This is a genomic window from Lachnospiraceae bacterium (assembly GCA_022794035.1).
Taxonomy (GTDB): Bacteria; Bacillota; Clostridia; order Lachnospirales; family Bianqueaceae; genus CALWPV01.
In genome coordinates this window covers 1-21,558 of record JAAWDX010000005.1, presented here as the reverse complement: position 1 = coordinate 21,558, position 21,558 = coordinate 1, and the positions used below count along the sequence as shown (strand labels likewise).

Sequence of the window (21,558 nt, the reverse complement as noted above, 5' to 3'; positions counted from 1 at the left end):
CCTCTCCGATTCATCCGCCCTGCACTGTTAAATGCCTGTGCAGCTTTACCCATGCCGCCTGCCCCAACAGCAGCAGCGCGCAGGCCCATATCCCCTGCACTAAAAGCTCATTAACAAGCTGAGCGCCCTCATATGCGCCTGTATAAATATTTAACGGCGTCTCAAAAATGCAGCGAAACGGCAGCATTTTGATCAGCTGCTGCATCCATCCCGGATATAACCAGTTTGGAATCAGCTTTCCCGATAAAATCGTAATCATCCCGCTATACGCCATGTTGATCTGCTGGATATTCGTAGTAACAAAACATAGCATTCCCAGCAGAAAATTAAGAGAGAACAGGATCACATAGCTCAGCACGCCGCTGACCAAAAACAATCCGCTGCTTAAAAAGGATGCCGGCAGCTGCATGCCTAAAAAAAGTACTGCTAACAGGCCCGCCGGCAGTACCAGCCACAATGCGCCGAAAACGGCTGCACTAGCATTTCGCTGCAAAAGCTGCCGCTGCAGGTTCATGGGCTTTAAAAGGTCTGTATCAATCCGGCCCGTCCGCACCTGCTGCGCAATATAATTCTGCGGCGCACTGGCAAGTGCAGAAGGATAAAAAATCACATCCAGCGCCACCGCCAGCATCGCATACGTAATCATCGACGGCAGCGGCCGCCCCACCAGTGCCGGATCCTGTGCATATAAAATCACCCACAGGCTCCGCACGCCGTACATCGCGATCATGCTATAGAGCAGCTTTAAAAGAAATTCTGCGCGATACAACCCGTTGGAGCGCCGCTCCATTTTCAAAAAGGCCAAGAAGCATCTCATTTTTTACCGCCGCCCTCCCGATAAATATCCCGCACAATCTGTTCGATATCCGCATTTTGTATCACTATGTCCTCTACCGTCTGCTCCGTCTGCCGCATATAAGCAAGCACCTCATTCACGCTCAGCTGCTGCTGGTTAAATGTAACTGCAAGCCGGGTGTCCGATATCCTCTCTGTCTTTACATCCGGCAGCTCAATCTGCGGGCACTGCCCGCCAAACTGAACCTCCATGCGCCGCTCCTGGCCGTATCGCTGGCGCAGTCCCTGCAAATCTCCGTCATAAATGATCTGCCCCGTATGGATCACAATCACACGCTTGACCAGCTTTTCCATATCCACCACATCATGCGTCGTTAAAAGCACCGTCACGCCCTGGGTATGGTTCACCTCCTGAATGAACTCTCTCAGCCTCTCCTTCGCAATCACATCGACGCCAATGGTCGGCTCGTCGAGAAAAAGCGTCTTCGGATTATGCAGCAGCGCAGCTGCCAAATCGGCCCTGACCCGCTGCCCTAGGCTAAGCTGCCTCACCGGCTGCTGAATAAAGCTTCCCAGCTCCAGCAGATCTGTAAAAAGCTCCAAATTATGCTTGAACTGCCGGTCCTCTATCTGATACATTTCTTTCAGAATACGCAGGCTGTCGATCACTGGCACATCCCACCACAGCGAGGTTTTCTGGCCAAACACCACGCCAATATTGCGCAGATGCTGCTTGCGGTCTTTGTGAGGCACCAGACCACTTACCTCTACCTGTCCGCTCGTTGGCACTAAAATACCGGAAAGCATTTTAATAGTCGTCGATTTTCCCGCGCCGTTCTGTCCGATGTATCCCACGATCTCGCCGTCCTCTATCGTAAAGTCGATCCCATCCACTGCGCGCTTTTCTGTGTACTGCGGCTTTATCAGGCTGCGCAGCATGCCAAACCGCCCTTCCTGCGGCTGCGCAATTTTATATACCTTTGTCAACTCCCGTGCAACAATCATCTGGACCCTCCATGCCTTTCATTTTCTATTAGGATAGCATTGTCTTTGCCCGTGAATCAAGTACTTTTAGATAATATTATCCTTCAATACAAAAAGGACCTTTCCGAAGCCCCGGAAAGATCCTCTGCTGACTATCTGATTATTCCCAGTTGTGCCATACGTTCTGCACATCATCGTCGTCCTCCAGCATGTCGATCAGCTTCTCCATGCTCTCGGCAACAGCAGGATCATCGCTCTCTGCCATTGTCTGCGGCAGCATCGTCACCTCGCCGCTGGCAATCTCGATGCCGGCCGCCTCCAGCGCCGCATACACCTCTGAAAAGCTGGCCGGATCCGTGATGATCTCACAGGTGCCGTCCTCGGCTTCAAAATCCTCTGCGCCGGCATCCAGCGCCGTCATCATCAGCTCTTCCTCGTCCATGCCCTCCGGCAGCTCTACAATGATCTGGCCTTTCTGGTCAAACATGAACGACACGCATCCGGTCGTGCCCAGATTGCCACCGTTCTTAGAGAACGCATGCCTCACATTTGCCGCTGTGCGGTTCTTATTTTCCGTCAGGCACTCCACAATCACGGCCACACCGCCGGGACCATAGCCCTCATAGGTAATGGATTCATACACAATACTGCTGTCCTCGCCGGAGGCCTTTTTGATACTGCGCTGAATCGTATCGTTAGGCATGTTGTTGCTTTTGCACTTAGCAATCACATCCCGCAGTTTACTGTTATTCTCGGGATCCGGGCCGCCTTCCTTGATGGCCACCATCAGCTCGCGCCCCAGCTTGGTAAAAATCTTGCCGCGCTGCGCATCGGTCTTTTCTTTTTTATGCTTAATATTTGCAAATTTTGAATGTCCGGACATAACTTAACAACCCCTTTTATCAATATCAATACCGCAATATTTTATCACTAAATGCCGCTTCATGCAACGGTTTTATGCCTTCTTTTTCATGATCAGCTGGCCGGCGACATAGCAAATGGCCGCAATCGCCATACCGTTCAGCGAGGCAATGCCCCAGCTTACCACATTGGCCACCACCGCGCCCAAAACAACGCCGGCCACAGCAAACCAATCCACCACTTTCGTGTTTTGTGCGCCCTCTGCATACTCATCCTTATGCATAAAATATCCCAGCACCAGAATGATACCCACCGGCGGCAGCGTGCAGTTCAGCACATTCAGCCAGGAACAGAAATTCCAGTACAGCCACACCGAAGCAGTCGTACCGATAATGCCAGAGATTAGCACCATCGGCTTCTTCTTCTGATGGAAGATATTGGCCAGGCCAAGGCCCGCCGAATACAGCGCATTATCATTGGTCGTCCAGATGTTCAGCCCCAGCACCAGCACTGCCAGATAGAAAAGATTCAGCCGGATCATCACGTCAAAAATATCATTGCCGCCCACAAAGATCGAGGACACCGCGCCAAAGCAGAACATCAGCGAATTGCCAATAAAGAATGCAACCACCGTCGTGACCAGCCCCGCTTTGCCCGATTTGGCAAACCGCGAAAAGTTCGGCGTAGCCGTACCGCCTGAGACAAACGATCCCACCACCAGGCCGGCGCCGCCAATTACGCTCAGCGAGCCGCTGGAGGCGGCAAATTGATCGATGATGGTGCCTTCTCCCTTTTGAATTGCCATCACCATGGCAACTGTGCCCAGAATCGCTACCAGTGGCACCGCCACATAGCTGATGATGGTCAGTGATTTAATGCCAAAATAGGCCGAGGCCGTCATGCATACGCCTGCCACAATGACCAGAATCCACTCAGCCGCCACGCTACCGCCCAGCAGCTGATTAGCAATCGGGATGGCAAACATGGCAATGCCCACACCAAACCAGCCGATCTGCGTAAAGCTGATCATCGCAGAGGATAAATAGGAACCCTTTGTACCGAATGAACGCTGTGCAAGCAGGTCCATGCTTAATCCCGTTTTGGCGCCTACATAGCCCAGCAGCCCGGTATATACGCCCAGGATAATGCCGCCGACAATCAGTGCTCCGACAAAGCCGCCGAAATCGAGCCCTTCCGCCAGCTCTTGGCCAACCCACATGCTGGCTGAGAAAAAGGTAAAACCCAGCATGATCATAAACATAGTGATCAGGCTTCTGCGTCCGCTCTGCGGCACGGCGGATGCTGCATAATCTACATCGACTGTTTGCTTGTTGTTCTTCATCTTATTCCTCCATTCCGAAGCGTATGCGACGGGGTATGCCATCCCAGCTTATTTGTGACGCTCCGGCACAAATAGCCGATTGAAAATAAGCTATCAAGCTTATTTTTCAATCTATCCCCTCTTTTAATTATAGAATATATTGCTTAAGCGCTGCTGTAAACTCCGCAATGCGCTGCTCAGCGATCTCTCGTACGCTTACTCCTGTCAGCCCTGTTAAATAGGCCTGTTCCTGCTGATAAAGCGCTTTCAGCTCTGCATCAGCCAGCTTTTCATAATGATTCAGCCGCTTCCACTCTGCAAAATCAATCGGCGTCTGATATCCCAGCTTTTCATCGGTCAGTGCCTTCAGATCAATCTGATCTGCACGCGCTAAAATACCCTCCCAGTATTCTAGCACCTCATGAATATGATCCTGTATCTCATACCGCCTGGCGCCTCCGTCATAAATGATGCATTTTTCAAAAAGCGTATTTCTTGTCTGCAGCGTCTGACGGCGATACGCCGGTGCTACAACGCCATCCTTCCAGTAGAAATCCACATACGGCAGGTTGATGCCGGAAACTCCCTTGTCTTTATATGTATTAAAAATGCCTTCATAATAAACACAGATAAAGCCTTCAAACTCCGGCCAGAACTTTCGAATCTCCTTCGTAAGCTTCTCCATAATCTCGATGCCTGTGTTGCCCCCAATTGTAAAGGCAATGATGTTGCGCAGGCTCACATGATGTTTTTTATAATAGTCCATCACATAATGCAGACAGTGCACAAGCGTATCGCCCGTTGCAATGATATCTCCGATCAGGAGCGTGCTGTCCGGCACCGCCGCCAGCTTGCTGTATTTAATTTCGAGTCCGGCGATCTCATCCTCCTCAAATACCCTTTCGCTAGAAAGGAAGCTGATATCATGCACGCAGATACCGCTGCGATAGCAGCTTTCTTCCATCGGATAGTTCAGCGCGCCTCTCAAAATAGAAAGGATATTGGCTGAACTCACCATCCCCTTTTCATGAAAGTGCTGCATCATCCGCGTTGTCGCATTTAAGAGACATTGATATACCTCATAGCCCACAACCTCCGGCTGATTCAAAAGCTTGCGCGTTCCCTCCTCCGAAACGATATAATACTGATTCAGCATTTGCTTTCCGCTTAACCGGTAGCAATCCACTCCCTGATCAGAAAATTCCGGCTCAAGTACTGTATTGTTTAGCAGTTCAAACATTGTCTCCTCCCTTTCTTACACACAAAAAGATAGCCACTCCTTCCTTCCGGAAGGGATGGCTATCCTATATGTTCACGTTCGTTTTTTATCCATCCATGCAATATGCTTACGCTGTTTTCCTCGAAACATTTTCTCCACCTCAAATGGTTTTTACAATCATATAACGAAGGTCGAAAATTGTCAATAGGAAAGTTGACTGACTTTTGGAATACCGTGTCCACGTTGCCATTTCTTTCTGCCATGGCATTTAACGTACCTTTTTTCATTTTTGCACGTTATATCAGGGCTTTGCCCGCAAATTTAACAGAGAAAATCTCCGTTAAGTTTACAGCTATCATGGATGCTCAACTTACAAAATCAGAAAAAAGCACGTTAAAAACAAGAAAATCAAATACCCATAACGCGGCTTTTGCTCCTTATGTTTCACTCACTGTCTCCTCGAAGAAGACAAACGTCCCACCCCTTTTTGCCGCCCACACGGCCTCTTCCTTTACCGGCGCTAGCTTTCCTTCGCCGGCCTCCGTTACCGTTTGCAAAAATTTTGCATTCTGATCATGCTCAATTAACATTCTCATGGTAACCTGATCGGTATATTCAATATCTAAAACAGGAAATTTCTCTTGATTCATCACATACTGCATCTTGCCGAGCCAGGTATACTCCATCGGAATCTCATACCGGTAATAAACAGCCTTCTCAATGATGCCGGCGGCATCTACAGCAATCTGCGCTCCCTTGGTGTATGCCCTCACAAGTCCGCCGGTGCCGAGCAGCGTTCCACCGAAATACCTCGTCACAATGACTAAAACATTTTGCAGTTCACGTCCCAGCAGCACATCCAGCATCGGTTTTCCGGCTGTGCCGGATGGCTCTCCGTCATCGGTAAAGCGCTGAATGTCTCCGGTCCGATAGGCAAACACATTATGGCTGGCATTCCAGTATTCTTTACGCGTTTGCTCGATGATTTCTCTGGCCTCTTCTTCTGTGCGGACCGGCCATGCCTGCCCGATAAAACGAGACTTTTTTTCAATATGTTCGTCTATACCATGTTCCCAAACGGTTTTGTACTTCACCAAAATTTCCTCCATTTTAAACGTAAACCCATCTTGGTCTCAAGTTTGCTGAAAGCAAACTTGGAACATAGTATGAGTTTAACACAGTTAAACTCATACTATGTTTATTATACTGAATCTAGGAGTCCTTATCAAGTCCCATATAGGTAAGCGGAACCTTGCCAGATGTGGTTTGGTCTACAAGGGTGAACTCCATATTGGCGTTTAGTACATCTGTTAAAAGCGGAGTTGCCACCTGGATCACCACTTCCATTTTAATCCAGATCCGATGATTGATTTCATTGATGCCAACTGACTCAAAGCTGCGCCCATAGTCTACCCCCGGATTTCCGACTACGCGTACATGGATCGGAATGTCCGGCCCGAGCGCTGCAAGCAGCGGATTATGCGTTAATTGTCCCATCGGAATGTCTAACACAAAGTCATTCTTTTGCTCCAGATATTCTCCCATTCTCGCATTGGCAAGCGCCGCCAGGCGCTCAATTGTGACCGTATCAACCGAATAGGCAAATGCTTCGCCTGCAGGCGTATAATAATAATGGATCAGATCCTCGCTTTTTATACCGCTCTCCTCCAGCACATCCCGCATCGTATCCGCCAGAATATCCGTGGCAAGCGCTTCTGCCTTCATCTTTGCCATTGCCTTTAAAATCGGATGCATCTTACTCACCGTTTGCACTGTAAAAAATCCTATCAATACTAGCAGAATCAGAAAAATCCATTTTATTTTCCGTTTTCTTTTCATCTTTTCCTCTTTTCTATATTTTATATGCTTCGGCCTGTCGGCCTCCTTAGCTTTCCTATTTGGCTTGAAAATCCCCGTGCCGCTATGATATAATAAGCGCAGCTAGATATATTTCGGCTAATCAAGTGCTTATGCTGCGCTTATTCCGCAAGAATCCCGTAGGGATTCTTGCTAAGTTCGGTGAGGTACGAGCCGAACTTTTGCCGCCTTATGAGTTTGCTGCGAAGCAGCAAACTCCGATATCGTCATAGTATAGATATATTTCATCTAATCAAGCAATTATGCTGCGCTTATCCCGCAAGAATCCCGTAGGGATTTCTTGCTATAATGAATAAACACAATCCAGATGGTTATGGATATATAATAAAAGGAGAACTTTATGGATTATAGCAAACAGAAAAACCAAAATAAACAGATTGCCAAGGGCAATTATCATGAAAAGCTTTATTCCCGTATTTGGCTGTACGGCCTCCGCGTCATTTGCGTTGCCGTACTCATCGCTACCTTCGCCGTAGCCGGCATCCTTCTCGGCACCTTCATGGGCATGCTCGACGGCGTTCCCGAGGTCTCTTTAAATTCACTTACCATCGATCGCCAGACCTCCACCATCGTAGATCAAAACGGCACTAAAATCACCGATATCCAGACTGCCGAGCAGCGAACCTCCATTTCTATCGACGAAATGCCTCAGCATCTTCTCAACGCCGTTGTCGCCATCGAAGATGCGCGTTTTTATCAGCATAGCGGTATCGATCTGGAAGGTATCCTCCGTGCCGGTATCGCCAACCTAAAAGCCGGCGGCACCTCCGAGGGCGGCAGCACCCTCACGCAGCAGATGATCAAAAAGCTGGTCCTTACCTCCGATCAGACATGGAAACGAAAGATTCAGGAGTGGTATCTCGCTCTCCAGCTTGAATACAAAATGAATGAAGAATACGGCAAAGAGCGTACCAAAAATCTCATCTTAGAATCCTATCTTAATTACAACTATTTGGGAAACAGCGCCTACGGCGTAGAAGCCGCCTCCCAGCGCTATTTCGGCAAGCACGCCAGCGAAATGAACCTCGCGGAGTGCGCGCTCATTGCCGGCCTCTTTAACGCCCCTTATTCTTATGATCCCATCATCAACCACGAAAACCATTCCCGCGAGCGGCAGCTCCAAGTACTGGACGCCATGCTTAAGCAATCCTACATCACGCAGGCTGAGTATGACGAAGCCAAGGCTGATGATGTCTTTGGCCGCATCGCCGCTTGGAACGAAACCTATGAGCATAACAATGACAGCGTACTCTATTCCTATTTTGTCGACAGCGTAATCTCACAGGTGCAGACCGATCTCCAAAAGCAGCTTGGCTACACAGAGCTAGAAGCCTTTAACACTCTATTTTATGGCGGACTCACCGTTTATATCACACAAGACGCGCGGATTCAAAATATTGTTGATGCCGCCTTCTCCGATCCGTCCAACTTTCAAGAATATACCTACTACCAGCTGGACTACCGCCTGACGCTCTATGATCAAAAGGACCCCAATATTACCGATAACTTCGGCACCTATGGACTTTTTTATTCTCCGGATCAGGCCCGCGCAGCGGCAAATGAGTTCAGGGCTCAGTATATTACCGAAGATATGGTGGAGGGAGTGCATTATGTAGAGAGCACTACCATCACAGAGGAGCCGCAGTATTCCATGACCGTTATTGAGCAATCCACAGGGCATGTCGTCGCTCTGGCCGGCGGCCGCGGTGAAAAGCAGGCCAACCTCGGTGTCAACCGTGCTATCGACTCCACAAGACAGCCCGGCTCTACCTTCAAAGTTTTAGCCAGCTATGCGGCCGCTCTTGATGTCGGCGGTATGAGTCCCGGCAGCTCCGAGGATGACGCTCCCATGTATTGGGGCGACTGGTCGCCCAATAACTGGTGGGGCGATTACTACTATGGTTTTAGTACGATCCGCGAAGGCATCCGTGATTCCATGAACATCGTCACGGCTCGCGCCATGCGCGATGTGGGTGTGGATGTCAACTTCCAGTACGTAAAGAATTTTGGCATCAGCACACTTCGTGAAACGCCTGATGAAAATGGCAACACCGATATGGTCGGCTCCCTGTGCCTTGGCTCCGGCAGCGTAACCAATATCGAGCTTTGCGGCGCCTATGCCACCATTGCCAATGGCGGACAGTACATCGAACCCACACTGTACACCAAAATCACCGACCGCAAAGGAAATCTTCTGTTTGAGCGTTCTCCCGAAACGCGCCGTGTCATTAAAGAAACAACAGCCTTTATGCTGACAGATATGATGCGCGACGTAATTACCTCCGGTACGGGAACGGCCTGTAATTTTGATCCTTCCATGCCCATCGCCGGAAAGACGGGTACTACCTCTGATTCTAATGACTTTGCTTTTGTCGGATATACGCCTTATTATACCTGTACGGTCATGGCCGGCTTTGATTATGTCAAATATCCGCAACAGTATTATAACAGTCTCGGCGCTTACAGTCTGGATCCTGACGGCTCCTATATGCTTGATTCCGGCGCTCACAAGACGCTGTGGACCGCTGTTATGAGCGCCATCCACCAGCCGCTTGAGTATACCGATTTTGTCCGTCCCGAGGGACTCACTACCGTAACGCTGTGTAAGGACAGCGGTAAAATCGCTACCTCGCTCTGCTCTCAGGATGCGCGTGGTAATCGCGTCACGACTGACTGGTGTGAAATCGGAAATGAACCGACTCAGTACTGTGACCGGCATGTAGAGGTCACGATCTGCTCTGAAAGCGGCAAACTGGCGAATAAATACTGTCCGTCTACCAAAACCAGTGTTTTTATTACTCGAAATGCAGATGAAATTGCCGAAATCGGTGAAGCTAACCTCGCCAAAATTGCCGATCACGATTACTGTGTATATGGCTCTGCCAACACGACCCCCAGCAACAATAACTCCAGCAATATCGGCATCAATCCTTATAAGGGCGTAGAGTGTGACATTCACAATGAGAAGACGCAGGAATCTTCCATCCTGCCGCCTAACAACAATTCTTCTCGTCCCGGCGGCAATCAATCCTCTTCGAGCAATAACAGCGGAAACAATTCTGGCAGCAACAGCTCCAGCCCTAACGGCGAGAATACCGGCGGCTGATACACGATACGATGTGCAGACTTTTTATAAAAAAAGGTTACATGATGGGATCTTTCCCTTCATGTAACCTTCTTTTTTATTGCTAGCACCGTCCATACAGCTCTGTCATATGCCGGATCCGACATGCTAAATCCGGATACTGCTCCTGCCAATCCGCGCTCAGCCGCCAGCGCCAGTTGCTCCCCAGCGTCGCCGGTTCGTTAATGCGCGCCTCGCTTCCCAGTTCCAAATAATCCTGCAGCGGTATAATCGCCGTATCCGCCCGGCTCATCAGCGCCGTCCGAATCAGCGTCTGATTCCAATCCGCTTCCTCCTTCATACCCAAAAAGTCCATAATATGCTCTTTCAGGCCAGGATGCATATGCGCCTGCCAGCCCATCAGCGTATCATTATCATGTGTTCCCGTATAGACCACACTATTTTGGCCATGCCGATACGGCAGATAATCATTCATCGCTCCGCCTTCAAAGGCAAACTGCAGCACCTTCATCCCCGGATATCCTGTCTGCTCCAGAAGCGCATACACACTCGGCGTCAGCACGCCCAGATCCTCCGCTACAATCGGAATTTCGCCGAGCGCCTGCTGCAAAGCAGCAAACAGCTCATAGCCCGGACCCTTTTCCCAGGCTCCCGTCAGCGCCGTCTCCTCTCCGTAAGGAATGGCATAATACTCATCAAAACCGCGGAAATGATCGATTCGGATTCTATCATACAGCGCCATACTGTGCTGCACCCGGCGGATCCACCAACGATACCCCGTCTTTTTATGCGCCGCCCAGTCATACAGCGGATTGCCCCATAGCTGCCCTGTCTCTGAAAATGCATCCGGCGGCACTCCGGCTACCTTAATCGGCACCATCTCCTCATCGAAATAAAAAAGCTCTGGCTGTGCCCACGCATCCGCGCTGTCAATCGCCACATAGATCGGAAGATCCCCTAAAATCTGAATGCCTTTTTCATTGGCGTATGCTTTTAGCTTTTTATATTGTTTAAAAAATGTATATTCCAAAAAACAATAAAACTGGATTTCTTCTTTTAAGAGCGCCCGGTACTTTTCCAGCCCTTCCGCTGTTCTCAGCCGGATATCGTCCTCCCATTCCTGCCAGAACTGACCTGCAAAATGATCCTTGACGGCTCTAAATAGTGCATAATCTGGCAGCCAATCTGCATTCTGCTGCAGATAAGCCCGATATGCGTCGTCCTCTTCGCGCCGTGCGCGCATAAATGCGATATGCAGCACTCGCAGACGGCAGCCATATAAACGCCCATAATCGATCTGCTGCGGATCTTCTCCGTAGATAAACTGCTCACACTCCTCCTCCGTAAGCAGCCCTTCCTCTATTAACTGCTCCAAATCGATCAAATAGGGATTGCCGGCAAAGGTGGAGAAGGACTGATACGGCGAATCGCCGTACCCTGTTGGCCCTAGCGGCAAAATCTGCCAATAGGTTTGGCCGCTCTCTGCCAGAAAATCGATAAACTCATAGGCGCTGCGCCCCATCGTTCCGATCCCATAAGGGGACGGAAGCGCTGTGATCGGCAGCAAAATACCGCTGGTACGCATGTAGACTCCTCCTAATACGCGATTTATAAAACTCTGATGATAAACACCTTTGGCTCCAAGCCGCCTGCTTCGACCCGGCTGCGCTCCAGAACCTGAAGGCGGGGCTGATCGGCCAGGCAGCGGTCCAGCAGCCGGCCTTCCATCGTATACAGTATGGCAATGCCGCCGGGCTTGATCCAGCATGGCAGCTTTTCTGCCAATCCCTGATATAAGCGCAGGTTCTCCCTGTGGCTCCCCACTCGGTTGCCAAACGGCAGATTGGCAATGACCTCATCCACGGGTTCCTTCATATCCCATTCCAAAAAATCACTCTTCACAAGACGCACGGCCGTCTGCCTTCCCAGGCGCGCCGCTTTTATGTTTTCTTCGGCAATTTTCAGAGCCTTGCCATAGATATCTACGCCAACAAGGCGCTCGCAGGCCTTGTCCTGCGCCTTTCCATAAATGGCCCGCTCAATCAGCAGCGTACCGCTTCCGCAGCAGGGATCCAGCACGACCGCGCCCGGCTTTAAATAAGCACCTGCCAGCCGCATTACTCCAGCCGCATTGGCCGGATGAATCGATGCCGGAATCGTCCCCTTTCGGTATGCAAAGCGCTGATCAGGAGGCAAAAATAATTTTAGATACAGGTTTACCAGCTCCTGGTTTTTGCTGTGCGGCTCTACCCTAAGCTCCGCTTCATAGTTTGCCGGCGCATTGACCAGCATGCCGCCGCCAGCCTTCACAACGGCCTGCGCGGTCGCCTTTGCCAGATCCGCCCGAGAAACCTCTGCCTTCGGATTCGCTCTGCCCGCAATCTCCACGCGAAACGCATAGGGAGCCTCTCCGCCATACACTGCCTGCAGCGCTGCGGTCATCTTCTGAGCCGCTGCCTCTGCAATCGCCTCCGCACGACGCGCTGTCCCTGCAGCCAGCGGAAGCAGCGCCTCTCTCCACAAACGTGATTTCTGCAGTGCCTTCCAGGAAGCTACCTCCACTGTCACGCCGCCCGGAAATACGCGGCGCACATTCCTTAGCTCCTCCGCCAGTCTCTTCTCAAGCCCGCGCGCGCACCGCAGCTCCAACACCGCCGGCTCCGAAAAATCCTCAAAGGTATGCGCGGGTCCTCTTTGAACACCCGAAAGCGCCTTTTCCAAGGCCTCCCGCTCCTCCCTTTCATGCTTTTCTTCTGCCGGCTCCTTAGCCGGTTCCACCTCATATCGGCTCAAAAACTGAACTGCCTGCGGCGTTTTCAACGCGCCAAGCGCCAAGATCATCGAGGGTCTGGCCAGACGTTTGGGTTCATGCTCCAGTGCGATCATCAGCGGTCTGGCATCTTTCACCACCAGGAGTCTTCCCATGAGTCTGGCAATGTTTTTTCGCATCTTGGCGTCCTCGCTCTGCAGCAGCCGGTAGAGCAGACTTCGGTCACCCAGCCACTCGTTAATCTCCTGCCGGTATTTTTTCTGTTTGGCAATCCGTACCAAAAAAGCTGCCGCAGCAGCTTCTTCCTGCGCCAGCAGGGAAAGAGAAGGGGCGAAGGCCTCTTCTGCCTTCGCCATGAGCTTCTCTGAACCATTGGGCTCTCGTAATATTGTTAATACCTGCTCGTTTGTCATACCTTCATCCTAAACATATCCTTGAGTTTTAACCGGTTTCCATAATGCAAAACCGAGGCCGTATAAATGCGGATCGAAACCGCTGCGATCGCCACGATCGCTACCAGCAGCGCCGCAATGGAAAGCAAAATATCCATGGCAGGCACATCGCCGTTCAGGATCTTAAAGGGGACAATAAACGGCGAACAGAAGGGAATATATATGGCAACCTTCTGCAGCATAGAATCTGCTCCTGATCCTGAGATAGCAGCAAAATACCCAATATAGAATGAAATCATGGCAATCAGCATTACCGGCATCATAGCCGAATTAAGATCCTCGATTTTGCTGACGGATGCACCGCATACCGCATTCATGACTGCATACAGCGTATATCCCAAAACAAAATACGTGAGGATAATAATCGCTCTCTCCAGTGTAAAGCAGGAAAGCGACATCGGCATGCCCATAATCAGATAGTCAGCCGGCACCAGATAATGATAGCAAATGGCAGCAAAGGCGATGATCCCGCCGAACTGCAGCAGGCCCAGCACGCCCATGGCCAGACATTTTCCGACCAAAATCCGAGAAGGCTTTGCCGATACGACTAATGTTTCCATGACTCTTGATGTCTTCTCGGTTGCAATTGACATCGATACGCCGTATCCGTAATAATAAATGGCAAAGAAAATCAGCATGGTGATGACAATTCCCAGTATATAGCCGGATAAATCCATCTCGCCGGCAATGCCGCTGGTCACCGGCAGCTGCACATTTAAGAGAGCCTCCACTGACTCGCTTTTAATGCCCTGCTCCTGCAGCTGATTGGCAATGTACTGACGCGTCAGGATATCTCCCGCCTGATTGCCGGATACTCCGGACATAAAATCCTTTGTCATGATCGATACCGTTGGCGGCTCATTTGCCTTTTCCGCCGGCACGATCAGAATCATAGAAAGCTCTGCGTCTTCTGCAATCTCCTGATGATAGGCTTCCGTTTTGGAAACATCTCCCTGTTCAAAAGCAATCTCCGGCATTGCTTCCTGCAGCGCCTGCATGCCGCCGGGAATGGCATTTTGTACATCGATATAATAGCAGCGCCCTTCCAGTGCCACTTCCTCCTGTGTTTCCTCCTGCACTGCAGCCTCCGGAGCTTTTTCTGGCTCATCCCCGGAATCGCTTCCCGTAAATTTCAGAATCAGGCACCCTCCTAATACCACGACCATCAGCAAAATCGTCGATATTTTGAATGCTTTTTTACGCACTGCATCCTTGAGTGTATATAAGAATACTGTCCAAATCTGCCTCATTGTAAAACCTCTCCTACTTTCTCAATAAAAATCTCATTCAGCGATGGCTCCCGAATCTCAAACTTGGTGGGATAAAATCCCTGTGAAACCATGTGTGAAAGCAACGCATTGGCCATATCGTCTCCCTGGATCCTGTACTCTGTTTCATTCGCTCGCTTCTCTAAAATCTCCAGCCCCAGACCCTTAGCCGTTTCATCCACATCTGTATCACAGCTTACAATTAAGTTGGTATGCCCATAGCCGCGCTTAATCTCGCGCAGGTTGCCCAGCAGCTTTGTCTGCCCGTGATGCAGAATCAAAACATTTTCGCAGTATTCCTCTACCGTTCCCATCTGATGGCTGCTCATCACAATGTAGCGCTTTTCCTCAATCAAATCCTCTAAAAGTCCCCGCAAAACCTCTGTGTTGACCGGATCTAGGCCGCTGAAGGGTTCATCGAGAAAGATCAGCTCCGGATTATGCACCAGCGTAGCAATCAGCTGGATCTTCTGCTGATTGCCTTTTGAAAGCTTTTCTACCAGCATATCCTTATATTCCATCATCCCTAAACGCTCTAAGTATTTCAGCGCAGACTCTCTGGCATCTGTCCGGTTCATCCCTCGCAGCATTCCAAAATAAACCAGCTGCTCCATCACCTTATTCTTCATATAGATGCCGCGTTCCTCCGGCATATAGCCAAAGCTCAGCGTATCTCTGCTAATGGCGGTCCCATTCCAGGAAGCGCTCCCCTGATCCGCATGCATGATCCCAAGAATCATGCGAATCGTGGTTGTCTTACCCGCGCCGTTGGTGCCAATCAGGCCAAATATACCCGGCCGTTCCATCTGAAAGCTCAGATGATCCACCGCCACCTTTGTCCCAAATGTTTTACATAATTGATCTACTACCAGTGCCATGATTTCCTCCGTTTTAAGCTTCTATCTTTTTATAACCATCCGGCCGTCAGCAGCTCCTTGCCGCTGTCTGGATCCACATACAAATTAGCATTCAGGTGCAGTCGCAAAATACTCGCCGGCACCTGTTCGCGAATTTCTCCCATCACCGTTTTGCCGACAGCCTCTGCCTTTGTGGCCGCTGGCACCATACAAAACACCTGCTTTGCCTGCATCAATGCCGGAATTGTTAAGGTAAGCGCATGGGTAGGCACCTCTTCCAGCTTTTCAAAGCATCCGTCATTAACCTGCTGCTGACGGCATCGCTCATCGAGCGCAACCTTTTTCACTAAGTCGACATCATCAAAATGCGCCACATGCGGATCATTAAAGGCAATATGACCATTTTCTCCGATTCCCATAAACACAATATCGGCCGGATTCTCCTGTAAAAGCGCTGCATAGCGCTGCAACTCCTGCTCCACATCTGCCGCTCCGCCATTCAAATATTCTACCCCCGCAAAAGGAACGCGCTCAAAAATACTCCGGCGCAAAAAGTTCCCAAACCCCTGCGGTGCATCTGCCGCAAGTCCGATATATTCATCCATATGATACGCATATACCTTTGTCCAGTCGACATCACTCGCGCACAGCGCTGCTAGAAACTCATTCTGTGAAGGTGCTGCTGCAAAGATCACATGACAGCTTCCCTTCTCTCTGATCACAGCCTTCAGCGCCTCGGTAGCCTCCGCTGCCGCCAGCTCTCCCAATGCCTTTCGGCTCTCCAGCAGCTTCACATTTAGCCTGCCTGCCTTCTTAATCCTCTGATTTTCCATCTACTTCTCCTTATTATACAAGTTCAGCTCATTCTTCGCTGAACCTGGCAAGAAATCCCTCCGGGATTCTTGCGATCATTTTATGTCTATATGATACCATGACGATATCGGAGTTTGGCGTTTTACGCCAAACTCATAAGGCGGCTCAGGGACTTGATTAGCCTAAATTGCCTTGCCGCCTTTGCGCAGCACAAGCGCTTGAATAGCCAAAATATATCTGGCTGCGCTTATTATACTACAAACTCTATGCAGAGAAAAGAATTAAAGTTTCTCTTGAAGCATTTTTATCCTTTCTCATATGGATGTGCACAGCTCCCTTAGCTGCTGCTTATATACCTCTCTCACTTTCGGATATTCCGCCAGTCCCTTCTTTACCGTCCGCACAGCATATCCCTTCGATTCTAAAAAGCCCTGCCAGCTTCCGGTTCCTGCGCCGCACATATCCTGCGTCACATGCTTTCCTGCCGTCAAAAGCAGCGGCGCCAGCACCAGATTATGGACTGTGACCCCCTCCATCGGCTCTAATTCTTTATTCTCCATCGCTACCACGATCACACGCTCTTTGCCGTCCGCATTCAGCACGCGCTGCAGCTGATGATAAACCTGCTGATCCCCTTTGCGTACTCCATGCGCCATCAGCACCAATGCCTCTTGCTCTCTAACTATAATTTCATCTTTTAACGCCTTTGCCAGCCTTTCCCTATAGACAGCCTTCTCCAAGATTGGAACGCCCAGTATCAGCCTTTTAAAGCACGCCTCATACTGCTCCGCTTTCTGTTTTAGCTTCGTAAACTCCTGCCCGGCCGCCAAATGAGTCGGCAGCGCCACCACCGCCTCGTAGCCTAGATTGCGCAACAGGACAAACGCCTCCTCTTCATCGAGCAGACTCCTTTCCTGCGCGCGCCAATATTCAACCACCCTGCGGCTGGTATATGCAGTAAACACATCACAGCGCCCCTGCCATTCCTGCCGGATCTCCTCCTCCATGAGCCCAATCGTCTTATCCCATGCTGCTTCCTGCATAGTCCCAAAGCTGACAACCAAAACTGCTGTCTTCATTTTCTTCTCCCAGCAAAGAAGAGGTGCCTTAAGCACCCCTCCCTCCTACTTATTTTGAATATATTCATCAATCGCCTTTGCCGCCGCCTTGCCAGCTCCCATAGCCAAAATCACAGTGGCCGCTCCTGTCACAGCATCGCCCCCGGCAAACACGCCCTGCCTTGATGTCTGTCCCGTACTCTCCTCTGCCACAATTCCGCCCCACTTCTGCGTTTCCAGGCCGTCCGTTGTAAGCTTAATCAGCGGATTCGGCGATGTACCAATAGCCATAATCACACAGTCGGCATCCAGTACAAACTCCGACCCTTCTTTCTCCACCGGCCTTCTCCGCCCGGATGCATCCGGCTCTCCCAGCTCCATGCGGATACACTCGATACCGCCTACAAAGCCCTGTCCATCATTCAAAATACGCACCGGATTGCTCAGCATGCAAAACTGGATCCCCTCCTCCTTCGCATGCTCCACCTCCTCGCGCCTTGCCGGGAGCTCCGTCTCCGATCTGCGATACACAATCGACACCTCTTCAGCCCCGAGCCTTTTGGCGCAGCGCGCCGCATCCATCGCCACATTGCCGCCGCCTACAACCGCGACCTTGCGCGCCCTCTGGATCGGCGTCTGGCTATCACTGCGATACGCCTTCATCAAATTAGTACGCGTCAAAAATTCATTCGCCGAATATACGCCATTCAGCGCCTCGCCGGGGATATTCATAAAACGCGGCAGCCCTGCGCCCGACCCAATAAACACGGCCTCAAACTCCTCCAGCAGCTCATCCACCGTCATCACCCTGCCAATCACCATATTGGTTTCAATCTTGACTCCAAGCGCCTTCAGCGTCTCAATCTCCCGCTGCACAATCGTCTTCGGCAAGCGAAATTCCGGGATCCCGTACATCAGCACGCCCCCTGCCACATGCAGAGCCTCAAATACCGTCCCCTCATATCCTTTTTTCGCCAAATCTCCGGCACAGCTAAGGCCGGCAGGGCCGGAACCAATCACGGCTATCCTGTGACCATTTCCTTGCACGCGCTGTGGTGTCTCTTTGCTGTTTGCATTATGCCAATCGGCCACAAAACGCTCCAGCCGGCCGATCGCAACGGGCTCTCCTTTAATGCCGCGCACACAGCGGCTCTCGCACTGCACCTCCTGCGGGCACACACGGCCGCACACAGCCGGCAGTGAACTGGATCTCTGAATGATCTGATACGCCCCTTCAAAATCCTCTTCTGTAATCTTCTGAATGAACTCCGGAATATCAATTGCCACCGGGCAGCTCCCCACACACGGCTTATTTTTACAATGCAGGCATCTGCTGGCTTCCTTAAGTGCCTGCTCCTTCGTATAGCCCTGTGCTACCTCCTCAAAATTTCCAGAACGGATCTGCGGATCCTGTACCGGCATTTCCTGCCGTTCTATTTTCATATCTGCCATTTTACTCCTGATGCCTCCGCTTTACTCTGCCTGCTTAAAAAGATGACAAGCCTCTTCATGCGCCTTTTTCTCAAAAGGCTTATACATAGCCGCACGCGCCATTGCCTCATCAAAATCTACTTCATGCCCATCAAAATCCGGTCCATCCACGCATGCAAACTGTGTTTTTCCTCCTACTGTCAGGCGGCAGCCGCCGCACATACCGGTTCCGTCGATCATGATCGGGTTCATAGAAACGACTGTTTTAATCCCATACTCCTTTGTCAGCTGGCAAATAAACTTCATCATAATCAGAGGCCCGATGGCAATCACCTCGTCATATACATTTCCTGCCGCTATCAGCTCTTTTAAAGCATCTGTTACAAGCCCCTTGCTGCCGTAAGATCCATCATCGGTACAGATACGCAGCTCATCACTGACACCTGCAAATTCCCTTTCTAAAATCACTAAATCCTGACTGCGAAATCCGATTACACTGTGCACCTCGGCGCCTTCCTCGTGCAGCTTCTTCGCAACCGGATACGCAATCGCGCAGCCTACGCCTCCGCCGATAACCGCAACCTTTTTCAGTCCCTCTGTTTCTGTGGCTTTTCCAAGCGGGCCGACAAAATCCTGCAGGGCATCTCCCTCATTTAAGTGATTGAGCCGCTCCGTGGTAGCTCCCACAATCTGAAAAATAATCGTAATCGTTCCCTTTTGCCGGTCATAATCTGCAATCGTCAGCGGAATCCTTTCTCCCTTTTCATCCACGCGCAGGATAATAAATTGTCCCGGCTGCGCTTTTTTAGCAATTAGAGGAGCCTCTATCTCCATTTTCGTTACGGTTGGATTTAAAACCTCTTTATGAATAATCCGAAACATGTCAATCTCCATTTCTTACCCAAACTTGATGTCAATTTATCTCCATCAGTTTAAAATTATAACAAAAAAATCCCAAAAAGCAATAGCTCTGTCTTAAAGGCGTAACCTTCCCTCCAGCGCTAAATATTGATCTAAAATCATACGGCTAACCTTCGCGCCAAAAACATAAGCCGGATGCTCGTCATGATAGATCGAATCTGAAAAGTTTTTATGCATCATCACAATCACATAATCGCCATAAGGCGTATGCACAATACCGCCATCATTACGACAGGCGTCCATGCAGCCGCTTTTAGAAGCTACATAAATCAGCTCCTCCTCTCCCGTATCCTCGCAGTCAAGAAAATAGGGCGGAAAATCTCTGGTAATCATACAATTATAATGCTGCCGTTTCAGAATTGCAATCATCTCCTCACTCGCCCTATGGCTGATGAGCTCCCGCCTTGCCAAACGAGTAAATAGACTCGCATAATCCTTAGGCGTAGAGGTACCTAATCGCTCATAGCGTTCAAAATCAATCGGATTATGCAAAATTGTATCGAAACAGCCCAAACGCTGAATGCAGGCATTGATTTGATCCAATCCTATGTAATCAATCATCATATTTGTCGCAATATTATCGCTAATGACCATCATCAATCTTGCAACATCGCGGACAGTCAACGTAGCTCCATAGCTTAGCTCCCGAAAAACACCACTGCCTTCTACAAAATGCTCTTTCTTATATATCAATGAATCTTCTAATGAAAGCGTTCCTTCCTCAACCTGCTCATATAACGCCGCCAATATATACGTCTTGATCGTACTTGCTGTCTCAAAGGGCTCATCTTCATGAATCGCAACTACATTTCCCTTTAAATCATCCAGATATATGCCCATCATTCCATCATAGCTGGCGAGCTCTGCCGCAATTCGTTTTTCTAATGTTAAACCAGAATGCATCGTTTTATCTCCTTATATAAGTCCAAAATATTCTTTGTTCATTAAAACAAAAGACCTGTTGCTTGTCAAGACCTGATGCATCCATATATACTCTAATATATTCTATATATGACCGCGCTTCCGCTCTCTCTCAGCTACCCACGAAAGCATTTCATGATCAGATACGTCTTTACCACAAATGGGGACGATTTTTACAATAACAAAAAATCGCTCAAACTCAGTGTTTAAGCGACTTTTCTTAGTTGCGGAGGGAGGACTTGAACCTCCGACCTTCGGGTTATGAGCCCGACGAGCTACCAACTGCTCTACCCCGCGATATTGATAACCTATAGCTTAGCTATTAGATTATTGAGTGGGGGAAGGTGGATTCGAACCACCGAAGGCATAGCCAGCAGATTTACAGTCTGTCCCCTTTGGCCACTCGGGAATTCCCCCATAAGCCAACGATCGGACTCGAACCGATAACCTGCTGATTACAAGTCAGCTGCTCTGCCAATTGAGCCACGTTGGCGTATCATACGAAGTTCTAATGAACTCTTCGACAGATAAAAAATGGACGCTATAGGGCTCGAACCTATGACCCTCTGCTTGTAAGGCAGACGCTCTCCCAGCTGAGCTAAGCGTCCATTTTAACAGGTTATCGATACAGAGTATCGTTACCTTTAGCTTATTTCTAAGCTAACGACTCCGACGGGGCTCGAACCCGTGACCTTCGGCGTGACAGGCCGACGTACTAACCAGCTGTACCACGGAGCCAAATAAGGTATGTTTATACCTTCAAAACTGCATATCAAACTCAGTGTTCCGATGTTCTTCCTCTCACTTCCTTGAACAAGCCCTCGACCTATTAGTACCGGTCAGCTACATGCATTGCTGCACTTCCACCTCCGGCCTATCTCCTTGTAGTCTTCAAGGGGTCTTACTCCTCTCGGATGGGATATC

General features: G+C 49.9%; 17 protein-coding genes, 5 tRNA genes and 1 rRNA gene. 1 reads left to right on the top strand and 22 read right to left on the bottom strand.

Going from position 1 to position 21,558, the window contains the following annotated elements; all coding sequences use genetic code 11:
- Positions 1-10 precede the first annotated feature (10 nt).
- The 7 genes from HFE64_04795 to yunB all read right to left on the bottom strand — a co-directional run bounded on the left by HFE64_04795 (position 11) and on the right by yunB (position 7,019).
- Complete coding sequence (locus HFE64_04795; GenBank protein MCI8632782.1) at positions 11-817, bottom strand: hypothetical protein; 807 nt, start codon at positions 815-817, stop codon at positions 11-13.
- Entirely contained in the window at positions 814-1,800 is a 987-nt protein-coding gene (locus tag HFE64_04790; protein MCI8632781.1) for an ATP-binding cassette domain-containing protein, read from the bottom strand. Before HFE64_04790 ends, HFE64_04795 begins: the two co-directional genes overlap by 4 nt.
- A gap of 139 nt (positions 1,801-1,939) precedes the next feature.
- Complete coding sequence (locus HFE64_04785; protein ID MCI8632780.1) at positions 1,940-2,662, bottom strand: YebC/PmpR family DNA-binding transcriptional regulator; 723 nt, start codon at positions 2,660-2,662, stop codon at positions 1,940-1,942.
- Positions 2,663-2,734: 72 nt separating this feature from the next.
- The gene (gene codB, locus HFE64_04780; protein ID MCI8632779.1) at positions 2,735-3,982 is read right to left on the bottom strand and encodes a cytosine permease; all 1,248 of its coding nucleotides are present in this window, start codon (positions 3,980-3,982) and stop codon (positions 2,735-2,737) included.
- A gap of 127 nt (positions 3,983-4,109) precedes the next feature.
- Positions 4,110-5,201 (bottom strand): hypothetical protein, encoded by a 1,092-nt coding sequence (locus tag HFE64_04775; GenBank protein ID MCI8632778.1) that lies wholly within the window; start codon positions 5,199-5,201, stop codon positions 4,110-4,112.
- Positions 5,202-5,617: 416 nt separating this feature from the next.
- On the bottom strand, positions 5,618-6,274 hold the full coding sequence (locus tag HFE64_04770) for a YigZ family protein (protein ID MCI8632777.1): 657 nt from the start codon (positions 6,272-6,274) through the stop codon (positions 5,618-5,620).
- A gap of 118 nt (positions 6,275-6,392) precedes the next feature.
- On the bottom strand, positions 6,393-7,019 hold the full coding sequence (gene yunB / locus HFE64_04765) for a sporulation protein YunB (GenBank protein MCI8632776.1): 627 nt from the start codon (positions 7,017-7,019) through the stop codon (positions 6,393-6,395).
- A gap of 379 nt (positions 7,020-7,398) precedes the next feature.
- Between yunB and HFE64_04760 the strand changes: the two genes are divergently transcribed.
- Entirely contained in the window at positions 7,399-10,164 is a 2,766-nt protein-coding gene (locus tag HFE64_04760) for a glycosyl transferase (protein MCI8632775.1), read from the top strand.
- A gap of 82 nt (positions 10,165-10,246) precedes the next feature.
- Here HFE64_04760 and malQ read toward each other — a convergent pair whose 3' ends face one another.
- The 15 genes from malQ to HFE64_04685 form a co-directional block, all read right to left on the bottom strand.
- Positions 10,247-11,728, bottom strand: a complete 1,482-nt coding sequence (gene malQ, locus HFE64_04755) for a 4-alpha-glucanotransferase (protein MCI8632774.1) — start codon at positions 11,726-11,728, stop codon at positions 10,247-10,249.
- Positions 11,729-11,751: 23 nt separating this feature from the next.
- Positions 11,752-13,326, bottom strand: coding sequence for an N-6 DNA methylase (locus tag HFE64_04750; protein MCI8632773.1), 1,575 nt, complete (start codon positions 13,324-13,326; stop codon positions 11,752-11,754).
- The gene (locus HFE64_04745) at positions 13,323-14,615 is read right to left on the bottom strand and encodes an ABC transporter permease (protein MCI8632772.1); all 1,293 of its coding nucleotides are present in this window, start codon (positions 14,613-14,615) and stop codon (positions 13,323-13,325) included. Before HFE64_04745 ends, HFE64_04750 begins: the two co-directional genes overlap by 4 nt.
- Positions 14,612-15,511: an ATP-binding cassette domain-containing protein gene (locus tag HFE64_04740; GenBank protein MCI8632771.1), complete on the bottom strand. Its 900-nt coding sequence runs from the start codon at positions 15,509-15,511 to the stop codon at positions 14,612-14,614. Before HFE64_04740 ends, HFE64_04745 begins: the two co-directional genes overlap by 4 nt.
- A 29-nt stretch (positions 15,512-15,540) precedes the next feature.
- Positions 15,541-16,323, bottom strand: coding sequence for a glucosamine-6-phosphate deaminase (locus HFE64_04735; protein MCI8632770.1), 783 nt, complete (start codon positions 16,321-16,323; stop codon positions 15,541-15,543).
- Between the two features lie 294 nt (positions 16,324-16,617).
- Positions 16,618-17,382, bottom strand: coding sequence for a hypothetical protein (locus tag HFE64_04730; protein MCI8632769.1), 765 nt, complete (start codon positions 17,380-17,382; stop codon positions 16,618-16,620).
- A 45-nt stretch (positions 17,383-17,427) separates the two neighbouring features.
- Positions 17,428-18,813 (bottom strand): NADPH-dependent glutamate synthase, encoded by a 1,386-nt coding sequence (gltA, locus tag HFE64_04725; protein MCI8632768.1) that lies wholly within the window; start codon positions 18,811-18,813, stop codon positions 17,428-17,430.
- Between the two features lie 21 nt (positions 18,814-18,834).
- Complete coding sequence (locus HFE64_04720) at positions 18,835-19,674, bottom strand: sulfide/dihydroorotate dehydrogenase-like FAD/NAD-binding protein (GenBank protein MCI8632767.1); 840 nt, start codon at positions 19,672-19,674, stop codon at positions 18,835-18,837.
- A gap of 93 nt (positions 19,675-19,767) precedes the next feature.
- Positions 19,768-20,616, bottom strand: coding sequence for a serine hydrolase (locus HFE64_04715; GenBank protein MCI8632766.1), 849 nt, complete (start codon positions 20,614-20,616; stop codon positions 19,768-19,770).
- Between the two features lie 242 nt (positions 20,617-20,858).
- Positions 20,859-20,931 (bottom strand) — tRNA-Met (locus HFE64_04710).
- Positions 20,932-20,969: 38 nt separating this feature from the next.
- Positions 20,970-21,051: transfer RNA gene (locus HFE64_04705), tRNA-Tyr, on the bottom strand.
- A gap of 3 nt (positions 21,052-21,054) precedes the next feature.
- Positions 21,055-21,127: transfer RNA gene (locus tag HFE64_04700), tRNA-Thr, on the bottom strand.
- A gap of 42 nt (positions 21,128-21,169) precedes the next feature.
- Positions 21,170-21,242: transfer RNA gene (locus tag HFE64_04695), tRNA-Val, on the bottom strand.
- Between the two features lie 56 nt (positions 21,243-21,298).
- Positions 21,299-21,372, bottom strand: a tRNA-Asp gene (locus HFE64_04690).
- Positions 21,373-21,443: 71 nt separating this feature from the next.
- Positions 21,444-21,558: ribosomal RNA gene (locus HFE64_04685) — 23S ribosomal RNA — on the bottom strand; the annotation flags it as partial.